Source organism: Nostoc sp. CHAB 5836 (assembly GCF_020829445.1).
Lineage (GTDB): Bacteria > Cyanobacteriota > Cyanobacteriia > Cyanobacteriales > Nostocaceae > Nostoc.
Window position 1 is genome coordinate 36,541 of sequence record NZ_JAIVFV010000049.1, and the last position, 6,040, is coordinate 42,580.

General features: G+C 43.9%; 5 protein-coding genes and 1 pseudogene. 1 reads left to right on the top strand and 5 read right to left on the bottom strand.

Annotated features, from left to right (window positions below; all coding sequences use genetic code 11):
* Window positions 1–75 precede the first annotated feature (75 nt).
* From rpsU to LC605_RS12440, 4 genes are all read right to left on the bottom strand, one after another.
* Window positions 76–264, bottom strand: coding sequence for a 30S ribosomal protein S21 (gene rpsU, locus LC605_RS12425; RefSeq protein WP_012407716.1), 189 nt, complete (start codon window positions 262–264; stop codon window positions 76–78).
* Window positions 265–379: 115 nt separating this feature from the next.
* Window positions 380–700 (bottom strand): RNA-binding protein, encoded by a 321-nt coding sequence (locus tag LC605_RS12430; protein WP_229547843.1) that lies wholly within the window; start codon window positions 698–700, stop codon window positions 380–382.
* A 1,016-nt stretch (window positions 701–1,716) separates the two neighbouring features.
* Window positions 1,717–3,306 carry a lipopolysaccharide assembly protein LapB gene (locus tag LC605_RS12435; protein WP_229547844.1) on the bottom strand — a complete coding sequence of 530 codons (1,590 nt, stop codon included), beginning with the start codon at window positions 3,304–3,306 and terminating at the stop codon, window positions 1,717–1,719.
* 155 nt (window positions 3,307–3,461) lie between these two features.
* Window positions 3,462–4,556 carry a hybrid sensor histidine kinase/response regulator gene (locus tag LC605_RS12440; protein ID WP_229547845.1) on the bottom strand — a complete coding sequence of 365 codons (1,095 nt, stop codon included), beginning with the start codon at window positions 4,554–4,556 and terminating at the stop codon, window positions 3,462–3,464.
* Window positions 4,557–4,886: 330 nt separating this feature from the next.
* On the opposite strand from LC605_RS12440, the gene LC605_RS12445 reads away from it, so the two are divergent.
* On the top strand, window positions 4,887–5,846 hold the full coding sequence (locus tag LC605_RS12445) for a ribonuclease Z (protein ID WP_229547846.1): 960 nt from the start codon (window positions 4,887–4,889) through the stop codon (window positions 5,844–5,846).
* 1 nt (window position 5,847) lies between these two features.
* Here LC605_RS12445 and LC605_RS12450 read toward each other — a convergent pair.
* Window positions 5,848–6,040: pseudogene (locus LC605_RS12450) on the bottom strand (RNA-guided endonuclease TnpB family protein); the annotation flags it as partial.

Sequence of the window (6,040 nt, forward strand, 5' to 3'; positions counted from 1 at the left end):
GAAAGCCTAAAATCAAAGCATGGGTGACTTTTGGTTTTTGACTTTTAACTTCCGCCTTGCGGTACTAGTCAGCCCTTAATTACGAAAGCTTCTCTTACTCTGTCTGTGCTTGGCAACTTCTTTGCGCTTGCGTTTTTCGAGGGGCGTTTCAAAATGACGATGCTTTCTCATATCTGGAAAAATTCCAGCCTTGGAAACTTCTCGCTTAAATCGTCGTAAGGCTGATTCAATGTGTTCATTGTCACCTACAATTACTTGCGTCATTATTTCTCCTACTAAGTTGACTTGATCAATGGCTATAGAGGCACTAACATTGCAAAAAAAAGACAGACTCCTTGTCTGACTTAAGACTCTAGGTAAATTTTTTTTGTTTCCCAGGTTAGTAGCGGTTGCGTCCACCGCCACCACCACCGTATCCGCCGCGATTACCACCAAAGGAACCTCGATCACCTCTGTCTTCCTTGGGTTTAGCCTTATTCACTTTCAGGTCACGACCCATCCACTCAGCACCATCGAGGGCTTCAATGGCAGCTGCTTCTTCAGCTTCAGTTCCCATTTCCACAAAAGCAAAGCCTCGCGGACGACCTGTTTCCCGGTCAGTAGGTACTTGAACTCGCTTTACAGTACCATATTCTGCAAAAATACCACTTAAATCTTCTTGTGTAACATCATAAGAGAGGTTACCTACATAAATTGACATCGATTCTCTCCAAAATCATCACTGTGTAGAGATTTTAATTTCTCTGAGAAGTCTGTAAATACTAAAAGGAAAAAGCCTTTCAATACTAAAACCAAAGACATCACTGAATTAACTCTCCTAATCATAGGATGACATAGGAGCCAGCTCTGTGCATCCATTTGTAGATAGTTAACAGATAGTTAACCAGTGATGCGATCGCTTAAGTGCGATCGCCCGCCCCTCACTACCCTAAGTACAGCCCACCGCAAAAAAGGGTTGGAAACGGAAAAAGATAAATTCTGTAGGGTGATAAAAAAAAACAGATATGCAGGGGCGCATCTTTAATATCCGAATTGAACGTTTGACTGCATTAACCATGAAGCATTACTTCAAAATTTTAATATGAAAGGCAAAGTCAGGCAACAAATCTGAATCCATTAATTTAGTTATGATTCCCACAGGTATCAATACGCTTGGGTTAAGCCGTAAAAATAAATTTGCGTAGGTTGGGGAGCCACTGCGCCCTTGCGGGTTAAGAGACTTGTTCGCTTTTAGCGTTCCCGCAGGGTAGCACGTGGCGTTTGAGGAACGAAACCCAACATTTTCAGGCATTTGTTGGGTTTCACTAAAGTTCAACCCAACCTACAATCATCCACAAAGCCAAGCGTATTCCCACAGGTATTGCACCCACACGCCAGTCCACTCAAGTCAGGAGACCCAAAAAAGCGGCTGACTCCTCTACTTTGGGAGACCCCTGTTGCCGCACTGGCTACCCTTTGTCTTTTTGGGGGTGTTCGGATTTAATGAGCAACCCAAGTTGGTGATCATCACCTTTCCAAGCTGTTTCCAATTCAGCTTTGACAAGTTGAACTGCGTCATCTTTGCCCCAGGGCTATTTCATTCTCATCTAGCCCGCCTCAGAATGAATTCTGAGTCTAATAGTGAAAGTCGTCTAAAGACGACTGAGAAAAGGTTATAGTCCGTTTTAACGGACTTTAGCTATGAGCCCGGAACTTTCAGTTCCGGGTGGTTTATGTCTAGAATGAAATAGCCCTGTCTTTGCCCAATGCTTGCAAACTTGTCTGTAAGCCAAATAGAGAACGCCCATTATGGGGATACTTTTTTAGATCAGCACGAAAAACTTTCTCAGCTTGTGCATAATCACCCTTAGCCAAAAGCACACCACCCAAAGATTCCCGCGTGGGAAAGTACCAATCTGGTGGTTCCACGTAATCGAGAGTATCTTCTACTGCTACTGCTTCTTGTAATAATTTGATAGCAGATTCATAATCATGCTTTTCTCTAGCAATTTTGGCATCTAGAACTTTTGAGGCAATGTCTAAAATACGACTGGCGGGACTCAAACCGATAGTTGCTTCGGTGGAAATTCCCTGTTTGGCAGCTAGTAATGTCCGACTTTCAGTGACTGCATCTTCAAGTTTGCCTGTGGCTGCCATTGCCATACCGCGAGCAAAATGCCAAAGTGCTGTAGTGGTGGGCAAATGAACATTAGGGACAGGAGTTTTTAAGATCGCATCCCAATCACTAAAGCGTGTCTGAATTAACATTTTACTCCCCAGGAATCCTTCAAGCATTGGTGCATACGGGTCAATAGCAGTAGCATTGGCGACTAAAGTCTCTGCGGCTTGGAGAGCAGCTTGATATTTTCCTGCCATACTGCTGGCCACCATGAGGAAATATACATTGTGGTTGTAGTACATCATGGGGTAAGTGCCCTGGACTTGATATTTGTTGATGTAAATATCATCTTGAGCGATCGCCTGCACGTTTGCCTGCATTGCCCCTTCATAATCTCCCACACGAAAATAAATATGGGAAGGCATATGTACCAAGTGTCCTGCTGCTGGCGCTAAGGTTCCTAGCCGTTTAGCACTGACAAGGGCCCGTTGTGGGGAAGGCGAAGCTTCCATTGCATGGATATAGTAATGATTAGCTCCTGTATGATTTGGGTTACGTTGGAGAACTGATTCTAAAATAGCGACAATTTCTTCTGTATCTGGCTGTGGCTTGCCATCTTTAGTCCAGTGTTGCCAAGGATGCAGATCCATCAAGCTTTCTGCATAAAGCGTCGCCGCATCTAAATCATCAGGATAGCGCTTGACTAACTTTGCCATTGCTTTGGCGTAGTCTACTGCTAGCTGATACAAATCTGCATCCGGATCTTGGGAGTAACGTTTTGCTAAGGCGTTAATGTAGTCTCGTTCTTGGGTAGATGCTTGAGTGGAAAGTGCCAAAGCGTGCTGTACTGCTTGGTAAGCAGCTAATTCCCGGTTGGGGTCTACATTTAAGTTAATATTGGGCCCTAGAGCCAGAGCAATACCCCAATATGCGATCGCTAAATGCCCATCGAGTTTGGCAGCGTGTTGAAAAGAACGCACCGCCTCATCATGATTGAAAGCATAAATCAAATTTAATCCCTGATCGAAAAACTCTTGGGCTTGGGGATTAGAAGTGGAAACTGGATGGTGGATTGTCCCAAGTCCAGATATTAAAGTATAGGGCTGTTTTACTTGAGCATAGAGGTAAAGCGGCTTGTGGTCAGCGATCGCTGCACTAGGAGCGACTAAGGAAAGTATAAGCACCCAAACTAGAAATAAGTACTTCATAGTCTATATTCTTAATAAGTACCTTGGTGCGAAAAAATCCAAGTATGTTACGAAACGTAAATAAGTTTAAAACCCTTACTAATGACCAATGACAAATGACAAATGACCAATGACCAATGACAAATGACAAATGACAAATGACAAATGACAAACAGTTAGTTTTCACCAGCGACTGGTAGACGTATAGTGAATGTACTACCCTGCCCTGGTTCAGATGTTACATCGATTGTGCCTTGATGTGCTTCGATAATGCAGCGAGATAGATATAGTCCCAAACCACTACCAGAACGCTGGTGTTTTCCTTGACGAAATCGCTCGAATAATATTGCCTGATCTGGTTGAGAAATTCCGGGCCCTGTATCTTGGATATCAATATTCACAGCTACCGGAGTCAGATAGGAGTGAATATCTACAGAACCTTTGTCTGTAAATTTGATGGCATTGCCGATGATATTTGTCAAAACTCGCCGCAGTTCTAAGCGATCGCCCATGATGGTGCTTGCAGTTTCACCTCTATCAATGTTTACAGCTAATCCTTTTTCTTCAGCTAAGGGAGTTAATTCTTGAGAAACTTCACTAACTAATTCCTGAATATTGCAAGGAGAAATTTTTAAGGTTTTACAGCCGGCTTCATGGCGATAAACTTCTAGTAAGGTATTTACCATTTCCAGCAGGTCTTGATTACTGCCAATCATGGTATCAATTAGTTCTTCCAATTCTGGTGAAACTTCGCAAAACCTGCCTTCCAGCAATAATTTTAATACCCGGTTAGAGGCTACCAGTGGTATGCGTAAATCGTGAGTAAAACGTGAGACAAAATCAGCCCGGAGGTTAGCCATCTGATCTCGCTCGTCGATACTATGCTTGAGGCGCAGGAGCGATCGCACTCGTGCATGAAGTTCATCATGATCGAATGGTTTACGAATAAAGTCATCTGCACCAGCGTCGAGTCCTTCAACAACGCTAGACTCATAGTGAGCCGTGAGCAGCAGAATGGGGATAAATGGCAACACCTGATTCTGTCGGATGCGTCGAGTAAATTCATAGCCATCGATCTCCGGCATCATCACATCTAGGAGAATTAAGTCTGGCGGTGACTCTTCAACCATAGCCAGAGCTATTTTGCTATCTTTCACCAAGCTAATTTGATAGTCCTCATCTTCTAGGACTGCTTCTAAGACCAGTAGATTGTCCAAAACATCATCGACAACGAGAATTTTATCTTTTTTGACAGTTTTAGTTAAAGACATGGCTAAATAAAAAAAAAGAAGTGCTTGGCGATCCCTAGCAAATCTAGTAATAGCTTACTTCAGCAGCGCTGAGATTATTAAGGATTCACATTTTCCTGTGAACTAAGTACATCTGTGCGAAAATACACAAGTAGATTATGAAACGTAAATAAGCTTAAAACCCTTACTAATGACCAATGACAAATGACCAATGACAAATGACAGCCTTAGCCAGTTAGCTTTAATTGCACCGACCTACTTATCCCCAAAATCCTAAGTATTTTGCTCAATAACCGTGCCACTATAGAAAATAGAGCTGCAAATTGAGCAATAGGAAGACTAAAGAACATTGTGCAGATAACATTCTTAGGGACGAGTTCCGGGGTACCCACGCGATCGCGCAACGTTTCCAGCGTCGCCCTGAGATTACCCCAAAGGGCAGAACTGTGGTTATTTGACTGTGGCGAAGGCACCCAGCATCAAATTATGCGGAGTGAACTGAAAATCAGTCAACTCTCCCGAATTTTTATCACCCATATGCACGGCGACCACATCTTTGGCTTAATGGGACTTCTTGCTACTTGCGGCTTGGCTGGCAATGTGGAACGAATTGATATCTATGGCCCACCTGGATTAAATGATTACATTCAAGCCGCCTCACGTTACTCTTACACACACTTTTCTTACCCGATCAAAGTTCATGCCATCCGTCCAGGGGTAATTTATGAAGACGAAGACTTTAGCGTTACCTGCGGTAATTTGCATCACCGCATTACAGCTTTTGGCTACCGCGTAGCCGAAAAAGACCGCACAGGACGCTTTGATGTGGAAAAAGCCAAGGCGTTGCAAATTCCTCCTGGTCGCATTTACGGTCAACTCAAGCACGGTGAAACTGTTACTCTTGCTGACGGAAGGGTGATTGATGGCACTCAATTATGCGGCCCTACAGAAATTGGTCGAAAGATTGCCTATTGTACAGACACAATTTATTGTGATGGTGCTGTTGAATTAGCAACCGATGCAGATGTATTAATTCATGAAGCAACCTTTGCCCATCAGGATGCAGATATGGCTTTTCAGCGCTTGCATTCAACAACTACAATGGCAGCACAAACAGCTTTAGCTGCTGGGGCACATCGGCTGATTATGAGTCATTTTAGTCCCCGCTATGCTCCCGGAAATACCTTGGAGTTGAAGGATCTCCTCAAGGAAGCCCGTGCTATTTTCCCCCGTACTGATATGGCTTACGATTTCATGATTCATGAAGTACCCAGGCGACGGGAAGTCGAATTAACCAAGATAAACGTGTGAACTACCCCAACTTGCCGAGTACGGCTGAAGTTGGGGCTTCTGTAATCAAGGGGGAGTGCCACTACTATAGACTTTCGTCCAAGAGTAGGACTTACCTCCCCTCCTACAGCAGAGACGGCTGAACCTTCCGCCTTTATTATTCTGATACCCTCTGCTCTAATGTTCTGCGCGGCATTCCCATCCCTGTCATGATG

Bases quoted from the DNA above. Each gene is read 5' to 3' on its own strand.
- LC605_RS12440 (WP_229547845.1), bottom strand. From the start codon at position 4,556: ATGTCTTTAACTAAAACTGTCAAAAAAGATAAAATTCTCGTTGTCGAT.
- LC605_RS12430 (WP_229547843.1), bottom strand. From the start codon at position 700: ATGTCAATTTATGTAGGTAACCTCTCTTATGATGTTACACAAGAAGAT.
- LC605_RS12435 (WP_229547844.1), bottom strand. From the start codon at position 3,306: ATGAAGTACTTATTTCTAGTTTGGGTGCTTATACTTTCCTTAGTCGCT.
- rpsU (WP_012407716.1), bottom strand. From the start codon at position 264: ATGACGCAAGTAATTGTAGGTGACAATGAACACATTGAATCAGCCTTA.